General features: G+C 67.4%; 15 protein-coding genes. 11 read left to right on the forward strand and 4 right to left on the reverse strand.

Going from position 1 to position 20,437, the window contains the following annotated elements; genetic code table 11:
- The first annotated feature begins 14 nt into the window (after window positions 1–14).
- The 10 genes from FB461_RS08530 (at window position 15) to FB461_RS08575 (ending at window position 11,828) form a co-directional block, all read left to right on the forward strand.
- Window positions 15–2,951 (forward strand): Na+/H+ antiporter subunit A, encoded by a 2,937-nt coding sequence (locus tag FB461_RS08530; RefSeq protein WP_142121099.1) that lies wholly within the window; start codon window positions 15–17, stop codon window positions 2,949–2,951.
- Window positions 2,948–3,424 (forward strand): Na(+)/H(+) antiporter subunit C, encoded by a 477-nt coding sequence (locus FB461_RS08535; RefSeq protein ID WP_142121102.1) that lies wholly within the window; start codon window positions 2,948–2,950, stop codon window positions 3,422–3,424. The genes FB461_RS08530 and FB461_RS08535 overlap by 4 nt, the downstream gene beginning before the upstream one ends.
- Window positions 3,421–4,920 carry a Na+/H+ antiporter subunit D gene (locus tag FB461_RS08540; protein ID WP_142121103.1) on the forward strand — a complete coding sequence of 500 codons (1,500 nt, stop codon included), beginning with the start codon at window positions 3,421–3,423 and terminating at the stop codon, window positions 4,918–4,920. The genes FB461_RS08535 and FB461_RS08540 overlap by 4 nt, the downstream gene beginning before the upstream one ends.
- Window positions 4,917–5,504: a Na+/H+ antiporter subunit E gene (locus FB461_RS08545; protein WP_142121106.1), complete on the forward strand. Its 588-nt coding sequence runs from the start codon at window positions 4,917–4,919 to the stop codon at window positions 5,502–5,504. The genes FB461_RS08540 and FB461_RS08545 overlap by 4 nt, the downstream gene beginning before the upstream one ends.
- Window positions 5,501–5,917, forward strand: coding sequence for an MrpF/PhaF family protein (locus FB461_RS08550; protein ID WP_142121109.1), 417 nt, complete (start codon window positions 5,501–5,503; stop codon window positions 5,915–5,917). The genes FB461_RS08545 and FB461_RS08550 overlap by 4 nt, the downstream gene beginning before the upstream one ends.
- The gene (gene mnhG, locus FB461_RS08555; protein WP_142121112.1) at window positions 5,914–6,297 is read left to right on the forward strand and encodes a monovalent cation/H(+) antiporter subunit G; all 384 of its coding nucleotides are present in this window, start codon (window positions 5,914–5,916) and stop codon (window positions 6,295–6,297) included. Before FB461_RS08550 ends, mnhG begins: the two co-directional genes overlap by 4 nt.
- A 214-nt stretch (window positions 6,298–6,511) precedes the next feature.
- On the forward strand, window positions 6,512–7,297 hold the full coding sequence (locus FB461_RS08560) for an ABC transporter ATP-binding protein (protein ID WP_142121114.1): 786 nt from the start codon (window positions 6,512–6,514) through the stop codon (window positions 7,295–7,297).
- A gap of 8 nt (window positions 7,298–7,305) precedes the next feature.
- The gene (locus tag FB461_RS08565) at window positions 7,306–9,843 is read left to right on the forward strand and encodes an ABC transporter permease (protein ID WP_170222676.1); all 2,538 of its coding nucleotides are present in this window, start codon (window positions 7,306–7,308) and stop codon (window positions 9,841–9,843) included.
- A 13-nt stretch (window positions 9,844–9,856) separates the two neighbouring features.
- Window positions 9,857–10,198, forward strand: a complete 342-nt coding sequence (locus FB461_RS08570; RefSeq protein ID WP_142121118.1) for a hypothetical protein — start codon at window positions 9,857–9,859, stop codon at window positions 10,196–10,198.
- A 151-nt stretch (window positions 10,199–10,349) separates the two neighbouring features.
- Window positions 10,350–11,828, forward strand: a complete 1,479-nt coding sequence (locus FB461_RS08575) for an endonuclease/exonuclease/phosphatase family protein (RefSeq protein ID WP_142121122.1) — start codon at window positions 10,350–10,352, stop codon at window positions 11,826–11,828.
- Window positions 11,829–11,845: 17 nt separating this feature from the next.
- Here FB461_RS08575 and FB461_RS08580 read toward each other — a convergent pair whose 3' ends face one another.
- Window positions 11,846–12,850, reverse strand: coding sequence for an alpha/beta fold hydrolase (locus FB461_RS08580; protein ID WP_170222677.1), 1,005 nt, complete (start codon window positions 12,848–12,850; stop codon window positions 11,846–11,848).
- Window positions 12,851–13,120: 270 nt separating this feature from the next.
- The gene (locus tag FB461_RS08585) at window positions 13,121–13,852 is read right to left on the reverse strand and encodes an Ig-like domain repeat protein (protein ID WP_142121127.1); all 732 of its coding nucleotides are present in this window, start codon (window positions 13,850–13,852) and stop codon (window positions 13,121–13,123) included.
- A gap of 161 nt (window positions 13,853–14,013) precedes the next feature.
- Here FB461_RS08585 and clpB point away from each other — a divergent pair, with 161 nt between their 5' ends.
- A complete protein-coding gene (clpB, locus tag FB461_RS08590) occupies window positions 14,014–16,596 on the forward strand; it encodes an ATP-dependent chaperone ClpB (protein ID WP_142121129.1) in 2,583 nt (860 codons plus the stop codon).
- Between the two features lie 20 nt (window positions 16,597–16,616).
- On the opposite strand, the gene FB461_RS08595 is transcribed toward clpB, so the two are convergent.
- Both FB461_RS08595 and FB461_RS08600 read right to left on the reverse strand, forming a co-directional pair.
- Window positions 16,617–17,420, reverse strand: coding sequence for an alpha/beta fold hydrolase (locus FB461_RS08595; RefSeq protein ID WP_142121132.1), 804 nt, complete (start codon window positions 17,418–17,420; stop codon window positions 16,617–16,619).
- 336 nt (window positions 17,421–17,756) lie between these two features.
- Window positions 17,757–20,249: an Ig-like domain repeat protein gene (locus tag FB461_RS08600; protein ID WP_142121135.1), complete on the reverse strand. Its 2,493-nt coding sequence runs from the start codon at window positions 20,247–20,249 to the stop codon at window positions 17,757–17,759.
- Window positions 20,250–20,437 lie beyond the last annotated feature (188 nt).

The raw sequence follows: 20,437 nt of genomic DNA on the forward strand, positions 1-20,437 counted from the left end.
AGGACATCGGATACGTGCTTTGGTTGTTGACGCTTCATGCTGTGATGGCGCTCGCGGCGCCCATCTTGCTGCGTCACCTGGGGCGCGTCGGCTTCAGCGTCCTTGCCATCGCACCGGCCGCCGTTGCCGGCTATGCGCTCACGCTCACCTCGCGCGTCATGGACGGCGGCCAGGTCACCGAGCGAGTCACATGGATGCCGGCACTCGGCGTCGACCTGAGCTTCCGCATCGACACACTCGGTTGGGTGATGCTGCTCATCGTCGGGGCGATCGGCGCGATCGTGCTGGTCTACTGCTCCGGCTACTTCTCCGCGACGGCAACCGGTTCCGGGAGATTCGGGGCGGTCTTCGTGGCGTTCGCCGGGGCGATGGCGGGCCTCGCGGCGGCCGACAACACGATCGTCCTGTTCGTGTTCTGGGAACTGACGACCGTATTCTCCTACCTGCTGATCGGGCACTATTCGGACCGTAAGGCGTCCCGGCGCGCGGCCATGCAGGCGATCGTCATCACGACCGCGGGCGGGCTGGCGCTGCTGGTCGGCCTGATCATCCTCGGCGAGACCGTGCCCGGCGGATACGAACTGTCGACGCTGCTCGTATCAGCACCCTCGGGCGGGACGGCCGTGACGGCGGCCCTCGTGTGCGTCATCACCGGCGCCGCGAGCAAGTCCGCGCTCATTCCCACGCACTTCTGGCTGCCGGGAGCGATGGCGGCGCCGACTCCGGTCAGCTCCTACCTGCACGCCGCCGCGATGGTCAAGGCGGGGGTCTACCTCATCGCCCGGTTCGCCCCGGCCTTCGCGAGCAACGCCGTGTGGATCTCGCTCATCCTGATCCTCGGGCTCGGCACCTATCTGCTCGGCGGCTATCGTGCGCTGCGGCAGCACGACCTCAAACTCGTCCTTGCCTACGGCACGGTCAGCCAGCTCGGAATGCTGATCACCCTGCTCGGGATCGGCAGCCAGGCGGCCGCGCTCGGCGGGCTCGCCCTGCTGTGTGCGCACGCCATGTTCAAGGCCGCGCTCTTCCTGACCACCGGCGCCGTCGACGTCATCGCCGGAACGCGCGACCTGCGGAGGCTGTCCGGAGTGGGCCGACGAGTGCCGAGCCTCGCGGTCGCGGGCGGACTCGCCACCGCCTCGATGATCGCGCTCGCGCCGACCGCGGGCTACGTCGCCAAGGAGGCCGCGCTCGACGGCGTGCTGCACGCGGGGATCCCGGCGGCGCCCGACTGGATCGCCACGGCGGTATTCATCATCCTCGCGATCGGGTCAATGCTCACCGTGGCCTACGGACTGCGCTTCTGGTGGGGAGCGTTCGCGACCAAGACGTCCGATCCGAGCCCGGCGACCGAGCAGTTCGCGTGCATCGAGCCCGCCACGATCAAGAAGCCCTCCTACCTGCTGAGCGCCCCGCCGCTCGTCCTTGCGGTCGCGGGGCTCGTCGCGGGGCTCTTCCCGGCGACGGGTGAGCGGTTGCTCGAGCCCTACGCCGACCTGTTCCACGGCGAGCACGCGGGCCACCTGGCACTGTGGTCGGGCGTCACGCCCGCGTTCGTCGGCACCGTGGCCGCGATTGCGCTCGGCCTGCTGCTGTTCCGGTTCCAGGACGTCATCGAGGGCGCGCAGCAGAAGTTCGGTGGCAAGGTCGAGGCCGATTACCTCTACCGCCGCATGATGCGCAAACTCGACGATTTCGCGGCCGACGTCACCGGTTTCACGCAGCGCGGTTCGCTGCCGTTCTACCTGGGCGTGATCTTCTCGGTCTTCGCACTGGCGGCGGGATCGGCCTTCATCGCATCGAACGTGCCGCTGCGCCTTCGCCTGTGGGACTCTCCCGCCCAGCTCCTTCCCGTTGCCGTCATCTGCATCACGACCGTGCTCGTCGTGCGATCGCGGCGCCGGTTCAAAGCCGTCCTCCTAGCCGGATTCGCCGGCTACTCCGTCGCTGCCCTCTTCGTGCTGCACGGCGCGCCCGACCTTGCGCTCACGCAGGTGCTCGTCGAGACGGTCACGCTGGTCGTTCTGGTACTCGTGCTGCGCAGACTGCCGCCCTACTTCTCCGACCGACCGCTCGCGCGCAGCCGTTGGACGCGGCTCACCATCGCGATTGCCGCCGGCGTGGGGGCCATGGGCCTGGCCGTCATCGCTCCGAACGCGCGCATCCACGCGGCCATCTCGGACAAGATCGGCGACTTCGTCTACGAGTACGGCGGCGGGCGCAACATCGTCAACGTGATCCTCGTGGACACCCGAGGGTGGGACACCATGGGCGAGATCTCGGTGCTCCTCGTGGCAGCCACCGGCGTGGCCTCGCTCGTCTTCCTGCGCCGCCGAACGTCGGCGATCGAACGCGTCGGCGACCTCGACTCCGAAAAGACCGATACGTCCGTGTGGGGCAACTCGCCGGATCCCGCCGCGCCCATGCGCCGCCAGGCCATCGCCGATCCCGCCGTGCGCACGGACAACAAGCCGACGTGGATCAAGGCGAGCCGCACGCTCGCGCCGCAGCGGCGCTCCCTGATCTTCGAGGTGATCACGCGGATCGTGTTCCATCCCGTCATCGTGTTCGGCGCATTCCTGCTGTTTGCCGGGCACAACAAGCCGGGCGGTGGCTTCGCCGCAGGGCTCGTGGTGGGCATCGCGCTCATCATCCGATACCTCGCGGGCGGCCGCTATGAACTGGCGGAGGCTTTGCCCGTCCAGCCGGGTTCGCTGCTCGGCTCCGGACTCGTCCTGGCTGTCGGCACTGGATTGGCTGCCCTGATCACGAAGGGCACGATGCTCGAGTCAGTGATATGGAAGTTCCACCTCCCGATCTTCGGTGACGTCAAGATCGTCTCGTCCCTGTTCTTCGATATCGGCGTGTTCCTCGTCGTCGTGGGGCTCGTGCTCGACATCCTCCGTTCCCTGGGTGCTGAGATCGACAAGCAAGGGGAGGTCACCCGATGATCGACACCATCCCGGCCGCGGTCCTCGTCGTCGCCGTCGGCGCGTTCGTGATCTCGGGCGTCTACCTGATGCTGGAGCGGTCGCTGACACGTGTCCTGCTCGGCTTCGTGCTGGTGGGCAACGGCGTCAATCTCATGTTCCTCATCGCTGCCGGCCGGGCGGGATTCGCCCCGATCGTCGGCGAGTCCGACGAATCGACGTGGACCGATCCGATCCCGCAGGCGATGGTCCTGACCGCGATCGTCATCACGCTCGGTCTGGTCGCATTCGTGCTGGCGATGGCCTACCGCTCGTGGCAGTTGCACGGCCACGACGAGGTGCAGGACGACCTTGAGGATCGGCGTATCGCGCGCCTCGCGGCGCGCAACGCACCCGCACTCTTCGACACGGACACGGACACGACCGACCGCACCATCCTCGACGATCAGGCGGCCGACGTGCGTGACGAGACGGGGGAGGACGCCAGATCATGACGCCCACCTACCTGCTGCCGCTTCCCGTCGTGATCCCGTTGTTCACGGCGGGCCTGACCCTTGCCCTGTGGCGGGTCCCCAAACTCCAGCGGGTCCTGTCCGTCACTGCGCTGCTCGCGATGGTAGTGGTCGGCCTCATGCTCGTCGTGAACGTCGACGTCGGCACCCTCGTGATGCATATCGGCGGCTGGCAGGCGCCCCTCGGGATCGATCTGGTCGCCGACCGGCTCACGGCGCTCATGCTGACCGTGTCGTCGTTCGTGTTGCTCTGCGTCTTGCTCTACTCCCTCGGGCAGGACGTCGCCGACGGCGCCGCCGAGGCGCCGGTCTCGATCTATCACCCGACCTATCTCGTTCTGGCGGCCGGAGTCTCGAACGCGTTCCTCGCGGGGGACCTGTTCAACATGTATGTCGGCTTCGAGATACTCCTGGTCGCGAGCTATGTGCTGCTCACCCTCGGGGGAACCGGTGAGCGGATCCGAGCTGGCGCGATCTACGTCGTCGTGGCGCTCGCGTCGTCCGTCGTCTTCCTCACCGCGCTCGCCATCACCTACGCGGCAACGGGCACGGTCAACCTCGCCCAACTGGCGCAGCGCCTACCGGAGATAGATCCCGGCGTCAGCCTCGCAATCCAGCTGCTCCTCCTCCTGGCCTTCGGCATCAAGGCGGCCATCTTCCCGCTGTCGGCGTGGCTGCCGGACTCCTATCCGACGGCCCCGGCGCCGGTCACGGCCGTCTTCGCCGGCCTGCTGACCAAAGTCGGCATCTACGCCATCATGCGCACGCAGACGCTCCTGTTCCCCAGTGGCCGGCTCGACGAAATGCTGATGTGGCTCGCTCTGGCCACGATGCTGCTGGGCATCCTGGGGGCCGTCGCGCAGAGCGACATCAAGCGTCTGCTCTCCTTCACGCTGGTCAGCCACATCGGCTACTTGCTGTTCGGCATAGCCCTTTCGTCGCGCATCGGCATGGCCAGCGCGGTGTTCTACATCATTCACCACATCACGGTGCAGACCGTTCTCTTCCTCGTGGTGGGCCTGATAGAGCGCCGCGGCGGAACGACGAACCTCGAACGGCTCGGCGGGCTGGCGAAGGCATCCCCGGGCCTGGCGATCCTGTTCTTCGTACCGGCGATGTCGCTGTCCGGCATCCCACCGCTGTCGGGCTTCCTCGGCAAACTCGGCCTCCTGCAGGCCGGCGTCGCAAGTGGCACGCCGACGGCCTACGTGCTCGTAGTCGGTTCGGTGCTGACCTCCCTGCTCACTCTCTACGCGCTGGTCAAGGCCTGGAACAAGGCCTTCTGGCAGGCCCCGGCGATGGAACTGCCGAACGAGCGGCTGCCGCGCACGATGGTGTTCCCCACCTCGATGCTGCTGGTCGTCATGGTCGGTCTCACCTTCATTGCGGGCCCGCTGTTCGACTACACCGGGCGCGCGGCGGACGAGTTGCTCACCCCGGACGCATACGTGTCATCGGTGCTGGGAGGTTCGTCATGATGACGCCGCACCGCAGAGGCGGCAAGACGTCCCTCATCGGCGTGCTGGTGCTCACCCTCATGTGGGCGCTACTGTGGGGGACCTTCGCGCCCGGAACGCTCGTCGCGGGACTGCTGGTGGCCATCGTGATCGTCCTGACGTTGCCCCTGACCCGGGTGGGTTTCGCGGGCAAGGTCCGGCCCTGGTACGTGCTGGTCCTGCTCGTCTGGTTCCACTGGGATCTGCTCCGGGCGTCATTCCAGGTGGCGGCGCTCGCATTCCGGCGCAGGACGCCCCGCGGCGCGATCATCGGGGTGCGCCTACGCCGTGCGAATGACCTGACGATGACGGCGGTCGCGCAGATCAGCGCGCTCCTTCCCGGGACGCTCGTCGTGGATGCGCATCGTATGACGGGCGTCCTGTACCTGCACGTGCTCGACATCGATGTGGCGGGCGGCGCCGACAAAGTGCGCGCCGACGTGCTCACGCTCGAGGCCCGCGTGATGCGTGCCATGGGCTCGACCAAGGACCTGGACGAGTTCTCCCTGACTCGATCCAGCCGCGCTTCGAGCGCGAGCGGCACCACCGGGGAGCGTCTGCCATGATCTACCTGTACATCGCGTGCGCCGTCATGCTGCTGGTCGCGGCCATTCTCGCGATCATGCGCGCCGAGCGCGGCCCGTCCATGCTCGATCGCACGGTCGCGCTCGATCTGTTCGCCACGGTGATCGTGGCGGGCATCGCGACCGAGGCCGCGTGGTCCAAGCGGGTCGACATCCTGCCGGTACTCGTGACGCTGTCCATGGTCGGCTTCATCTCGTCGGTTGTCTTCGCGCGCTTCGCATCCGTCGAACCGGCCGAGGCCCGGCGCATCAAGTCGGCCGCCGAGGTGGAACTCGAGCTCGCCCGCCGGCTTGCCGAGGAGGCCGCCCAGGACGAGGCGGAGATCCTGGCGCACCAGCGACTGCTCGATCAGCAGGGTGCGGCGACTCCGACTCCGCGAGGGGAGGAGCAATGACCTGGTCACATGTCGCCGATGCCGCTGCCGCGATCCTGCTGTTCGCGGGGTGCGCGCTGACCCTCGCGGCCGGGGTCGGCATCACGCGTTTCCCCGACCTGCTCGCGCGTATCCACGCCGCCGCCAAGCCGCAGGTGCTCGGACTGTTGCTCGTGCTGACGGCCGAGGCGCTGCGCGTGCGGAGTTGGCCGGTCCTCGGCATGCTCCTAGTCGTGGTCGTCTTCCAGTTCCTGACGATCCCCGTCGCCGCGCACATGGTCGCCCGCGGCGGCTACCGCACGGACCAGCTCAACAGGGATCTGCTGGTGGTGGACGACCTGCGCGACGACATGGCGGCGGCCGCCAAGGCCGAGAAGAACGAGACGCACTACGACGATTGACCGGCCCCGCCACCCCGGGCCGGCGTACTGACGCACGGGGCCCGCGCGATTTCGAGCGCGGCCCCTGACCTAGCACTAACGTGAATCTCAGGGTTCTCTCAGGGCCACCCCCGATTTACCGCAACTCGATGCCGCGAAAGACTGGCACAGCAAACGCAATACCTGGGAGTACCGAGTCGATCCACCGGATCGCCGATCAGCAAGGAGACCCGTCATGCCCACGCCCACGAGTACCGTGGATACCGCGATAGCCTCGGCCAGGGGCTTGCGCAAGGTGTACGGCCACGCGCAGACCGAGGTCGTCGCCCTCGACAGCGTCGACGTCGACATCGCGCGCGGCTCGTTCACCGCGATCATGGGGCCGTCGGGCTCCGGCAAGTCCACGCTCATGCACTGCATGGCGGGCCTGGACCGCCCGACCGCAGGCAACGTCGTGGTGGACGGGGCGGAGATCTCGTCCATGAACGAGCGCCAACTGACCAAACTGCGCCGGACGCGACTGGGATTCGTGTTCCAAGCGTTCAACCTGATCCCGACCCTGACGGCGCGCGAGAACATCATCCTGCCCGTCTCGCTGGCCCGCGGCCGCGTGAACGAGGGCTGGTTCGAGCAGGTCATCGAGGCCGTCGGCCTGGCCGATCGGCTCTCGCACAAGCCGACAGAACTGTCCGGCGGGCAGCAGCAGCGGGTGGCGTGCGCCCGCGCGCTCGTCACGCAGCCGTCGGTGGTATTCGCGGACGAGCCCACCGGCAACCTCGACTCGGTGTCCTCGCACGAGGTCCTCAGCTTCCTGCGCCGTAGCGTGGACGAGTTCGGCCAGACCGTCGTGATCGTCACCCACGATCCGGCGACGGCCGCCTTCGCCGACCGCGTGCTGTTCCTGGCGGACGGCGCGATCGTGGGGGATCTGGCTGACCCGACCGTGGACCGCGTGATCGACGCGCTGCGGGCACACTCGGATGCCTCCCGCGCCCGGCGCGCATCGGCGGGACCCCGATGATGGGGAAGATGGCCTGGCGCTCAGTGCGCCAGCACCCAGTTCGCTTCGGCATGTCGGTGATCGTCGTGGTGCTGGGCATCGCGTTCGTGACCGGCACCTTCTCCCTGCGCGCGATGATGTCATCGACGTTCGGCAACATCGTCGACTCGGCCTATGCGGGGCAGGCGTACGTGCGCGGGACGCTGGTGGACGAGTCCGCCGCGGCGAATTCCATGATGGATCCCGCGGCTGGCCGCACCAAGGTGCCAATGGATCTGGCCACCTCGATCGACGCCATCGACGGCGTGGACGTCGCCATTCCGGATGTGAGCGGCACGCTCATCCTCATCAAGGCCGACGGCACGGCGGCGGCCGCGGGCGGTTCGCCCACCCTCGCCTTGGGGCTGGACCCGCGCGACCCCACGCTGAAACTCGGCGCCGGGAAGCGCCCATCCGGCCCGGACGAGATCGCGCTCGACACCGAGACCCTCGAACGCACGGCCCTGCAGGTCGGCTCGAAAACGCAGATCATCGTCGGCGGGCAACTGAAGGATGTGACCGTCTCGGGCGAACTGCAGTTCGGCACGGCGTCGGCGGGCGCGAACCTCGTCGGACTCGACCTGGACACCGCCACGCAGTACTTCGCCCCGGACGGCACGGTCTCGCTTATCTCGGTCTTCAGTTCCTCGCCGGAGGCCGACACGGTCGCCGCCGTGACGTCAGCACTCGCGGGCGATGGCGTGGAGGTCGTCGCCGGGCAGACGGTGCGGGACGAGTCCACCGCCAGCGTCGAGACGATGCTCGGCTTCGTGTCGACATTCCTGCTCGTGTTCGCGCTGGTCGCGCTCGTTGTGGGCGGCTTCATCATCGCGAACACGTTCACCATGATCGTGCGCCAGCGGCTCCGCGAGATCGCGGTCCTGCGCGCGATAGGCGCCTCGCCCGTGCAGGTGTTCGCATCCGTCGTGGGTCAGGCGGCGATCGTCGGGCTCATCGGATCGGCGCTGGGCATCGGCGGCGGCGTGGCACTGGTCTACGGGCTGCGGGCGGTCATGGGGAACTTCGGCATGAACCTTTCCGGGGAGGTTCCACTCGACGTGAGCACAGTGGTGATCGCGATCGTCACGGGCGTAGCGGTGTGCGTGATCTCGGCTGCGATTCCGGCCCGGCAGGGCTCTCGCGTGGCCCCGGTGGACGCGATGCGCGAATCCGTCTCGATCAAAGAGAAGGCGCTTCGCCTGCGCGGCATCCTGGGCGGACTGCTGATGGTCGCGGGCGTCGCCGCCGTCGTCGCCTCGACGCGCGTCGATTCCGGTGGCTCGCTACTGGGCGCCGGTGGTGCCGCCCTGCTGGTCGGGCTGCTGGTCGTCGCCCCGGCCATCACCCGGCCGGTCACGCGGCTCCTCGCCCTGCCGCTCAAGCACTGGTCCAGGCCCATTGGGCCGCTCGCGGCGGACAACGTCATGCGCAATCCACGGCGCACCGCGGCGACGGCCGGCGCGCTCATGATCGGTCTCGCACTCGTGGGTGCCGCCTCGGTGCTCGCCGCCTCCGCCGAGAAGTCCGTGGCTTCGCTCGTCGATACCGGATTCAAGGCCGACTTCGTGGTGGTTTCGGCCGACTACATGGCCGGGGTACCCGGCGAGGTGGTGGACAAACTGGCCGCCGCGCCCGGCGTGGCCGGGGCAGACCCGCTCTACTACAGTTTCTTCGACGTCGACGGCGAATCCGGTCAGGTACTGGCGTTCGACCGGACTCTCGTGCAAGACAGCATTGAGACGACGGTGATCTCGGGAAGCCTGGACGGCTTCACCGGCGACGGAGCGCTCGTCCTCGAGGATGTCGCCAAGGACAAGGGGTGGCAGGTGGGCACGCGGATTCCGGTATCGGTCCTCGACGCGAGCAATCAACCCGTCGAGGAAACCGTGAAGATCGCCGCGATCATCGACGCGGGATCCCTCGGGGGCGCGGTGTTCGTGACCACTGACTGGTTCACCGCGAACGTTCCCGCGAGCAGCAGGATCATAGACTCCGTCTACATTCGGGCGGAAGCGGGCACGGACCTGACGGCATTGCGGGCGGAACTGACCGAGGTCGTGAAGCCGTACGTTGTTCTCACGGTCATGGACAAGGACGATCTGACGACGTACATCGCGGATCAGATCCAGCAGGTGCTGGTCATCCTGTACGCGTTGCTCGGTCTGTCGATCGTGATCGCCATCCTCGGGATCGTCAACACGCTCGCGCTCTCGATCATGGAGCGGACTCGGGAGATCGGGCTGCTGCGCGCCGTCGGCATGGGGCGGCTGCAACTCTCCGGCGTGGTTGTGGCCGAGTCCATCCTGATCTCGGTGTTCGGTGCCATCGGCGGGCTGGCCGTGGGAGTGGGGGTCGCCTCGGCGATGCCATCCGTCTTCGACACCAGCGGATTCGACCAGCTGGCGATACCCTGGGGCGCGCTGGGAGCCATGATCGGGTTGGCGGCGATCGTGGGACTCGTGGCCGCGATCTGGCCGGCCGTGCGCGCAGCGCGACTGCCCGTGTTGGACGCACTCTCGTACGAGTGATGAGATAGCCCCTATGGAGGACATCTACACGGCGCTTGCTCCCGCCGAGGCCCGCGACCTCGCCCACGATGCACTGTGGAACGAGGGCTGGACGGTCACGAAGGTGGACCACTGGACCGCTGACGCGGAACGCGGGTCAGTGGGGGCTACCGTCATCCTCGGGCCGCTCGCGGGCGATCGCCAGCAGCACGTGAAGTTTCGGCTGCAGGTGTTCGCCCGGCCGGGCGGCGGGACGGCCGTGCGGGTGCGGCGATTCACCTCCGCCGACATAGGCAAATCCGGCGCGAAGCGCAACGCCGAACTCGTCCTCGCCGGCTGGCGGACCATCCGGACGGCGCTTCCCGAACCCGATTGACCGGCACGCCACGACGAGAGGGCTGGTCCGCGCGTTTCGTGCGCGGCTCGGCCCTCTCGCCCACCCGTTCGGGCGCCGTGATCGTCCGCTGGTAGAGGAATCGCCCCGCCACCATTGAGATGTGCGATTTGTGCCGAATACCATAGTTCCCATGCGTGCCTTCATTCTCGCCCTCGGCACTGCCCCGCGGACCCGGCTCAGAGCCCTCGCGATAGCCGTCCTGGTGGCGAGCCTCGTCGCTGGCCTGGGGACGGCCATTGCGCCCGCGGCGCAAGCCGCCACGTGGAAGTCTCAGGCCAAGAAAGTCAAGGCTTCCGCCTGGCCGGCCCGCGTCGCCAAGGTGACGGCTGGCCCGGGAAGCGCGCCCGGCACGGCGATCGTGAAGTGGAAGGCGTCGAACGAGACGACCTCCTACTACCAGCTCGATCTGGCGAGCACCATGTTCTCAAAGTCCGACAAAACGCTGCCGACCCGGGGTCGGGACTTCCACAGCATCAAGATTCCCCGCAACGCGCGGTCATATACCGTGTCAGCGGCGCTAGCGGCCAAGGTGGGCGCGCCGATCGGTAGCGGAAACCACATCTTCTTCCGGTTCTATGCCGTCAACTCAGCGGGCAAGAAGAATATCGTCCGCGTCTATCCCGGCCTGCATGCGTTCACGACAGCGCCGCCTGCCACGGGTGGGACCACAGATCTCACCGTGGCGTCCTACAACGTCGGCTCGATCAAGGCAGCGGTCAAAACGAAGGGTGCAACCCCCTGGAGCAGCCGCCGAGCAAAGGTCGCAAGCATCATCGCAAGCTCCGGTGCTGGCCTCGTCGCCCTCCAGGAAGTCGGGCCGGGCAACATCGTCGACGGCGGCGCCGTGAAGTCCACTGGCCTTCCACGCCACACCGATGACCTAGTGGCCGCACTCGCTGACAAGGTAGGCAGCGACAAGTACCGGCTCGTGCGCACAACTCCGTACGTGCAGGCGGGCAAGACCAGCGGTAGCCAGGGTGCCCGCATCCTGTATGACTCGACACAGTACAAACTGCTGTCGAACTGCCCTGAAGAGACGGGCAAGAATGCCTACAGCCCCTCTTGCTCGTTCCCGCTGCCACTGAACAGCGGCGATAGCGAAGGGTATCGCCGCCGGGCCGCCTACGCCCTGTTCGAGCAGATCTCCACGGGGAAGGTCTTTTACTTCGTGTCCGTCCACCTCGAACACCGTGAAGGCACGACGAGTAAGTCGATTCTCAAACTCGACAAACTCCGCGGCAAGCAGGCGACGGCGGTCGTGTCGACGATGAAGAGTATCAATACCTCGGGGTATCCCGTCATCATCGGCGGGGACCTGAACTCATGGCAGAACTACCAGAGGACGGGTGCGCTCCCCCAGACGAAGTTCCTTAAGGGTGGCTACATCGATGGCGCATCGGCGACGAAGCGGGTAGGCGTCAAGTATCCGACCTCGTCACAGTGGGCCACCACGGTCAAGGCGAGCACCGTAGGATTCGGCTCGCGCATCGACTACCTGCTCGCCAAGGGCGTCGCAGGCGCCACCCGCTACACAAACACGATGGTCCGCAAGGATTCTCGGCGCGGTTCCGACCACGCGCTCATCAAGGTGACGTTCCGCCTTCCCTGACGAGGCCGGAGGCTCGGTCACCGCGCCAGGTGCGCGAGCCACGTAGTGGCGGTGTTCAGGTACTCCTCGCGAGCCTCGCGGGGGGACGAGGCCAGGTCATGCGCGCCCTCGAAGCGGGCCACCGTGACGTCCGGACCGAGGTCCTCCGCTCGATCGACGAGCCGCTGGGCGTCGAGCACGCTGTCGGTCGTGAGTAGGCGGTCGTGCGGCCGGAACCGATTTCCCGATTCCCTAGCGGCGCACAGCAGGATCGGCACCCCGATGCCTAGTCCGCGCCTGACCTGGGCTTGCCCGCGACGAATCGCTCGTAGCCAGGCCGCGCGCGCGGGAAATCCTCTTCGAGGGCGCAGGCGGAGGTCGAAGTCGAACTCTCCTCCCGTGTCGACGTGCAGCGCGTCGCGATAGTGCACGGAGAGTTCGTCCAGCGCGAGTCTTGGCGCTATGGGGGCGATGGCTCCGGAGAGGATGGCCGCCGCGGCGCGATACGGCGAAGAGCCCTGCATGGCGAGCCAAGGGCTGTTGAGGACGAGGGCGTCCACCGCATGATCGCTTCCGGCGCGCCAGCGGTGCGCGGCCCAGAGCGAGGCGATCAGCCCGCCCGTCGAGTGGCCTAGTACGGTCAGGCGGGAGTGCCCCGCCGCGCCGCGGATGGCACGCGCGGCTAGATCCAGTTCCTCTCGGTAGACGGACAGATCGGCGACGTAGTTGCCCGGCTCGCCGGTTCGCAGCGACCGGCCGTAGCGGCGCAGGTCGATCGCGTAGAACGCGAAACCCGCCGCCGCGAAGTGATCACCGACGTGGGCCTGGAAGAAGTAGTCGGCGAAGCCGTGGATGTAGAGGATGGCTGGCGCGTCAGGAGCGAAGGCGGTCGGAGCGGAGGCCGGTGCGCGCCGGATCAGGGTGGCGATCGAGCTCGTATCGCCCGGCAGATCGGGAGTGAGATCCAGGACCGCCTGCGACCAGTCAGGGCCGAGCGGGTCCGGCGACCACGGCGATGCGTGCGGGGCGACAGGCGGGCTCACGAGAGCACACGGGATCCGGTAGCACTGTGGTCGGCCATGCCGCCAGCCTAGTGCAGTCCTCGGCGGTGGCCTCGTTCTACACCGTGCCATGGGCGCATGCTCGCCATGGTCTGGTGGTCTACGCCCAGCGCGTCTGTGCCCGGTGGCCCGCTGGCGTGTGCCCTTCCAACCGGCCTGCGCCAGGCGACCCGCGCGCCGGTACATCGCACGGGCCGGGCCGAAGCTCGCGCCTCGACCCGGCCCGCTATCTCTACTGCCTCGGGCTTGCCGCTATCGGCGTACCTTGACCTTGATGGTCTGTGAGGCGGCCTTGGCATTGGGATTGCCGAGGAATTTCGCGCGCAGCGTGACCGTGCCGGGCTTGGTGGGGCCGGGCAGAGCGACGCTCGCCCGCCCGTTCTTGAGTTTGGCGGTCACCGACTTCTTGCCAATGGTCACGCGCAGCTTGCCACGCGCCTTCGTCGCGGTGCCTGTCAGGCGCACAGTCACGGTGGCCTTGAACCGCTTGTTCGCGGTGGCGTTCTTCGCAACGACCTTGATCGATGTGGTGGCCTTGGCCACCTGAAGCCGCAGTGTGGTGGACGATGGGTTCGTCGCCGCTGATCCCAGGTAGGCGATTGTCAGTGTGCGCTGTCCGGCCGCGAGCGTGGCCGGCAGCCGCACGGCGACCGCGCCAGCCGTCAGGGATGCCGTTACCGTCTTGCCGCCGCCGGTAACGCGAATCTGTCCCGTTGCGGGGCGTCCGCCAGCGGAAACCTTCACCGCGACGCTGGCTGCGCGCCCGTAAACGGCCTTCGCGGCCGAAGCCGTGATGGAGGAGTCACTCTTTGCGGGTGCGACCGGTCCCACCGAGTCGTGATCCTCTACGACGAGAGTCACAGGTGCCGACTCGGCGACGACGGTGTGCGCGTCATCGTAGAGCTTGACCTGGAACTGCGAGCCGTTGAGGGGTCCAGCGGCGGTGAAAGTGAACGTGCCGGACGTGCCGGCTTCTGCGAGCACCTGCCACGGGACCTCGGAGCTCGTCCTGCTGAACCATGAAGGCCGGGAGCGCTCGTCCTCGACTACCCAAACAGACTTGAGCGGAATAGACTCAACTTTGTGGGCGTTGATCTCTGACAGAAGAGAGACCAGCCAAAGCCCGCGACGGGCTAGGAGGATTGATGGAAGCGAAGTTCACGACCAAGGCCCAGGAAGCCATCGGGGCTGCCCTGCAATCGGCAACTGCCGCGAACAACCCCTACGCGGAGCCGGTGCACCTGCTCTCGGCGCTCGTGGAGAGCGGTGGCATGGCTACGGCACTGCTCCAGGCCGCGGGCGTCGACCCGCAGGCCGTGGGCAGGAATACCCGTGCGGCGCTCATGCAGCTCCCGCAAGTGTCGGGCTCCAGCGTCTCGGAGGCCCGTGCTTCGGCCGCCCTTGGCAGGGCGCTGCAGGAAGCGCAGCGCTCGGCTGGCAAGGAGAAGGACGAGTACATCTCCGCCGAGATGCTCCTGATCGGAATCGCTGCCGGTTCCGATCCGGGCGCGGTCGCCCTCCACAACGCCGGGGGTACCGCTGACGCGCTACGCAAGGCGCTGCCGCTCGTTCGCACCTCGGGCCCGATCACTTCCGCCAACCCTGAGGGCACCTACGAGGCGCTCGAACAGTATGGCGTCGACCTGACAGAGGCTGCTCGCGAGGGCCAACTCGACCCGGTCATCGGCCGCGACTCTGAGATCCGCCGCGTCGTGCAGGTGCTGTCGCGTCGCACCAAGAACAACCCCGTCCTGATCGGCGAGCCGGGTGTCGGCAAGACCGCCGTCGTCGAGGGCTTGGCCCAGCGCGTGGTCGCGGGCGATGTCCCCGACTCCCTCAAGAACCGCCGGATCATCTCGCTCGACCTTGCGGCCATGGTCGCCGGCGCCAAGTACCGCGGCGAATTCGAGGAGCGGCTGAAGGCCGTGCTCGAGGAGATCAAGAAGTCCGATGGGGAGGTCATCACCTTCATCGACGAACTGCACACCGTGGTGGGCGCCGGCGCTGGCGGTGAGGGCGCGATGGATGCGGGCAATATGCTCAAGCCGATGCTCGCGCGCGGTGAACTACGCCTGGTGGGGGCCACCACGCTGGACGAGTACCGCGAGCACATCGAGAAGGACCCGGCGCTGGAGCGCCGTTTCCAGCAGGTGTTCGTCGGCGAGCCGTCCGTGGAGGACACCGTCGCCATCCTGCGCGGGCTCAAGGGTCGATACGAGGCCCATCACGGGGTCACCATCGAGGATTCCGCGCTGGTCGCCGCCGCGACCCTATCGAGCCGCTACATCTCCGGGCGTCAGCTGCCGGACAAGGCCATTGATCTGGTGGACGAGGCCGCGTCCAGGCTTCGGATGGAGATGGACTCGTCACCGGTCGAGATCGATGAGCTCCAGCGGGCGGTGACGCGGCTCGAGATGGAGGCCGCCGTGCTCAAGGGATCGGACGACTCCGCCACCCGCGATCGTCTGCAGCACCTCCAGGCCGAACTCGCCGATAAAAAGGAGCAGCTCGGAGCACTTAACGCCCGTTGGGAGCGAGAGAAGAGCGGACTGAACGTCGTCGGTGACCTGAAGAAGAAACTGGACGAGCTCACGACCGCCGCAGAGCGCGCCGTCCGCGAGGGTGACCTGGCGACGGCGGGGCGCATCCAGTACGGCGAGATCCCCGAGATCAACAAGAAGATCGCGGAGGCCGAGGCAAACGAGGCATCGGATGCGCGGGATGAGCACGAGGCGCCGCTGGTCGGCGACAAGGTCTCGGCTGACGAGATCGCCGAGGTCGTCTCCGCCTGGACCGGCATCCCGGCTGGGCGCATGCTCCAGGGTGAGTCCGAGAAGTTGCTCAAGATGGAGGACTTCATCGGGAAGCGGCTCATCGGGCAGGTAGCGGCAGTGCACTCGGTCGCCGACGCGGTCCGCCGCACGCGCGCAGGCATTGCCGACCCCAACCGGCCCACCGGCTCTTTCCTGTTCCTCGGCCCGACTGGCGTCGGCAAGACCGAACTTGCCAAGGCGCTCGCGGAGTTCTTGTTCGACGACGAGCGCGCCATGGTGCGCATCGACATGTCTGAATACGCCGAGAAGCACTCGGTGGCGCGCCTCGTCGGCGCACCCCCCGGCTACGTCGGGTACGAGGAGGGTGGGCAGCTCACCGAGGCCGTGCGCCGCCGCCCGTATTCGGTCGTGCTGCTGGACGAGGTGGAAAAGGCGCATCCGGACGTATTCGACGTCCTGCTGCAGGTGCTCGACGACGGACGACTGACCGACGGCCAGGGACGCACCGTGGACTTCCGCAACGTCATCCTGGTCCTCACCTCCAACCTCGGGTCGCAGTTCCTCGTGGACCCGGCCCTGGACGAGGCGGCCAAGCGCGAGGGCGTCATGGCGACGGTGCGCTCGTCCTTCAAGCCCGAATTCCTGAATCGGCTCGACGACGTGATCGTGTTCGACCCGCTCACCATCGAGCAGCTCGGATCCATCGTGGACATTCAGGTGTCCGGAATGGCGAAGCGACTCGCGGACCGGCGACTCGCGCTAGACGTGACGCCCGCGGCGCGGGAATGGCTGGCGCTCGAGGGCTTCGATCCGGCCTACGGTGCGCGACCACTGCGACGCCTCGTACAGCGGGAGATCGGCGATAAGCTGGCCCGCGCCATCCTCTCGGGCACGGTTACGGACGGCGACACCGTACGCGTGGACCTCGGGGATGGCGGACTCGTCATCGCCTAAAGCGGGCCGAGGCCCCCGCGCTAGAGGCCTTGCCAGAATGCGAGGAGTTCGCGCGCCGTCGCCTGCGGCTGTTCGAGCGGCACGAGGGTGCGTGATCCGGGAATTGCAGCGGCCGTGGCGGCGGGCGTCCTCGAAGCGGCACGACTGGCACACGCCGGCGACCAGTCACCGCGGTCATCGCCGGTGAGGTAGAGACTGGGGACCGCGATGGTGGGGAGCAGCGCGGATACGTCACCGCGGTCCAGGATGAAGGATTGCAGAGCGCGGCTCATGCTCGCCTTGGTGGGGCGCGCCAGGCTCTCGAAAACGATGCGACGAATTTCCCCGTTCGCCGCGGATTCGTCCGTCAGCATCGCCTTGATCACGGCGGAACGCACCGCGCCGACGGCGCCGAACGACCGCAGCAGTGGCGCCAGCAACCGGATCTGGCGGCGCATTGCGGGCGTAATCGGCTCGACGGGGGCGCTGATCGAGACGAGGGAGCGCAGGACGCCGGGCGAGACGGCGAGTTCGTAGCCGACGTGACCCCCGAATGCGTTCCCGACCCAGTCCACTGGCGTTCGAATGCCCAGCGCCTCAAGCGCCTCGCGCGCGGCTACCGCGGCATCGGCGATGCCGGTGCGACCGCGCAGTTCCTCGCTGCGGCCCAGGCCGGGCGGATCGATCAACAAATATAGGCGCTCCGGGGATGCGTCGAGCAAGAGCGGCAGGATCCGGTCCCAGGTGTGGCTGTCGACGAACATCGACGACCACAGCACGGTGGGCTGGCCGGCGGGCCGACCGAATCGCCGCACGGCAAGTCGTCCCAGACTCGTGTGGCTCACTCACTCGCTGACGCGCGCCGGCGGGTGCTACGCACCGCCGTATTGACCCGCTTTGGCGGCCGCCTCGCGCCTCGGCGGGCGCATGCTGCAGCCTCCCTCCACCGATCTCACGTAGGCGTGGCTCGCTCTCCCACCTGATCTGACGTCACGCTCCCCCGCCTGATCTGACGTCCCGCTCTCCCGCCTGATCTGGCGTCCCGCTCTCCCACCTGATCTGACGTCCCGCTCTCCCACCTGATCTGACGTCACGCTCCCGCGCAGGCGCGGCCGCGCAAAGCGGAAGGGCCGTGGGAGATGACCAAGCCATCCCCACGGCCCTTCCGGTGACCGAAGTCGCTACTTCTTGACTGCGATCTTCGCCGTCGCGCTGCTCGACTCGACGCCCGCCTTAGCGGCCGCGGCCGGGGTAAAGGTCGCCTTGACAGTCAAGGACCTGCCCTTGACGTACTTCTTGGCGATGGTCACCTTGACCGTGCCGCGCTTCTTGGCGATCTGCGCGACGGTCAGGGTCTTGACCTTCTTCTTACCCACGTAGACGACCACCTTGCCGCTGGCCGCCGCCTTGCTGGTCAGCAGCTTGGACGCACTGACCTTAACGCTGGTCTTCTTGCCCTTCTTGGCCTTCTTGGGCGCCTTGACCTTCAGCGTGGCGAGCTTAGCCTTGACGACCTTGAATGATCCGGCGGCGGTGGCCGACGTGACGGTCTTGCCGTCCGCGCTGAGTGTCGCGGTGAGCGCGCCATAGGTGCCCACCTTGAGCGTCGCTGGCACGACCAGGGTCGCCCAGTGGGTCGATCCCTGCTTGACCACCGGCGCCGTGCCCAGCACCGTCGTGCCTGAACGGAAGGTCACAGTGCCAGAGGTCGCCCCCGTCACGGACGCCGACAGTGTCACCCGGCCGGTCGTCGCACCGAAGACCTGGATCGAGGACGAGATCACCGGCGCGGTCACCGTCGGCACCACCGGGTTCACGGGGTCGGTCGGGTCAGTCGGATCGGTGGGGTCGGTCGGATCGGCCGGCTTCTCCCCGACCACGATGGTCACCGCCGCCGACGTGCTCGACTTGTGCGTCTCGTCACCGAGGTAGTACGCGAACACGGTGTGCGAGCCCGACGTTAGGGCGGGGATGACCGCCTGCGCGTTCCCGTCCTCACCGACCGTCGCGGACGCGAGCGTGGTGGCACCCTCGAGGATGTTGACGGTGCCGGTCGCGCCGGCGCTCACCGATACGCTGACGGTCGCGCTGGCATCCCAGGCGATGGTTTCGGGCGCCGACGTGATCGTGGTCGTCGTGTCAACCACCGCTACGCGATTGTCGTACGCGCTCTGCAGGGCGTCCCGCGCCTGCACGTAGTCGGCGTGAGAACTAGCCGACGTGAGTGCGTACGCCGAGGAGAGCGCCGTCTGCAGCGCGGTCCACGAGGCGGCGGTCACGCTCGATTGCGATACGCCGTTCGCCAGCGTGACCAGAGCGCTCACCTCGCCGATCACGATCCATTGCAAGGCCGAACCCGCCTGGTTCAGCACCGCGAGCGCAGCGCTGACGTCCGCGTAGGAGGCCTCGTCATCCGCGAGCACGGCGCTGGCGGCGGTCAGCGCGTTCTCGAACGCCTGGAAGTCGTCGGCGGGGTACAGCGCAGCATCGGGCAGCAGCGCCTGGTACTGCGTCACGACGGCGCCCAGTTCCTGCTTGTCGATCGTGTAGAGCAGTTCGAAGTAGTCGAGGTTGCCGACGTACTGGCGCGTGCCCTCCGTTGTCGCGTTGAAGACGACGTAGAGATCGTGCGAGCCGGTGAACCTCGTCGTGAGGTCGGCGATCACGGTGCCGTAGGTTCCCCAGGAGGCGCCCGTGTTGGGCAGGGGGACCGTGACGACCGGGGTGTTGGCGAGCGAATCGACGTGAATCGAGATCGACGCGTTGAAGACCCGATCGGCCGCGGCGTCGTAGCGGACCTTCACGGCCAGCGCCTGGTGGGTGCCGAGGTCGACCGACGGGTAGCGGACCCACGCCCCGTTCGTCACGCCCGCAAGCTGGCGTGTTCCCGAACTGTGCGTCTCCGTCTTCAAGTAGTTGTTGGCCTCCGTCAGGCCGCCCGTGCCGTTCAGGTAGTCCACGCCGGATACGAGGCTGGCATTCGCGTTCAGCAGGCCGTTGTTAGCCGAGATGGAATCGAACTCGATCTTCTTCGACACCGCGCCGGAATCGTCCACCAGCTGGAGTAGCGTCCAGTCGGCGATCTGCAGGTTCGACGAAGTGCCCTGCTTCTCCGTCACGCGCAGCTGGTAGTACGAGTAGCTCTGCGGAGCGCTGACCGTGTAGTCGCGCGCGAAGTAGTTGGCGGCGAAGGTCTGATTGGCGCGCGTGTCCACGACCTGCCACGATGCGTCGTTGGCGTCGGCCGCGGCCGCGGCGCTGTTGCTGCCGAGGATCGTCCAGTTCTTGGGGTCGCGAACTGGGAATGAGGCGCTGTCGCCGGCAGCCGTGATGCGGTAGGCGTCGATCGCCACCGGGGCGCTCAGCGTATAGATCGCGTAGATCGGATTTTCGACCGAGGGGTTCCCGCCCGGCGTCGCGTACCACTTCGTGGCGGGGTTGCGGTCCGCGAGGGAATTGATGTTCTCCGTGGCGTGGCCGGTGTTCCCGAAGTTCGAGGTGACGCCGGTCACCGTCCCCTGCACAGCGTCACTCAGCGTTGCCGCCGAGGCGCTGGTAGCGGCGGCGCCCGCGGAGGCGGCGGCGAGCGCGCCGGTAACCAGGAATGCGAGTGTCTTGGAAAGGATTCTGCGTGACGTCGGGATGTCACGCGATTCGCGACGAATCTGAGACATGGAGGGCCTTGCTCTCTATCGGTGGCTATTTCGTATGCGGGCTGCGTTGCTCGCACCTGGTTACGGAACGCGAACGCCTTCCGCTGGCTGACAACGTTGCCAGTCGCATTCCACCCTACCGGCGTGAAGCCAAAGCAACAACGAATTGAACTGTGACCTTCCTGAGTGAATAACGTTGAGAAACGGCC

This window comes from Rarobacter faecitabidus (genome assembly GCF_006716265.1).
Classification (GTDB): Bacteria; Actinomycetota; Actinomycetes; order Actinomycetales; family Cellulomonadaceae; genus Rarobacter; species Rarobacter faecitabidus.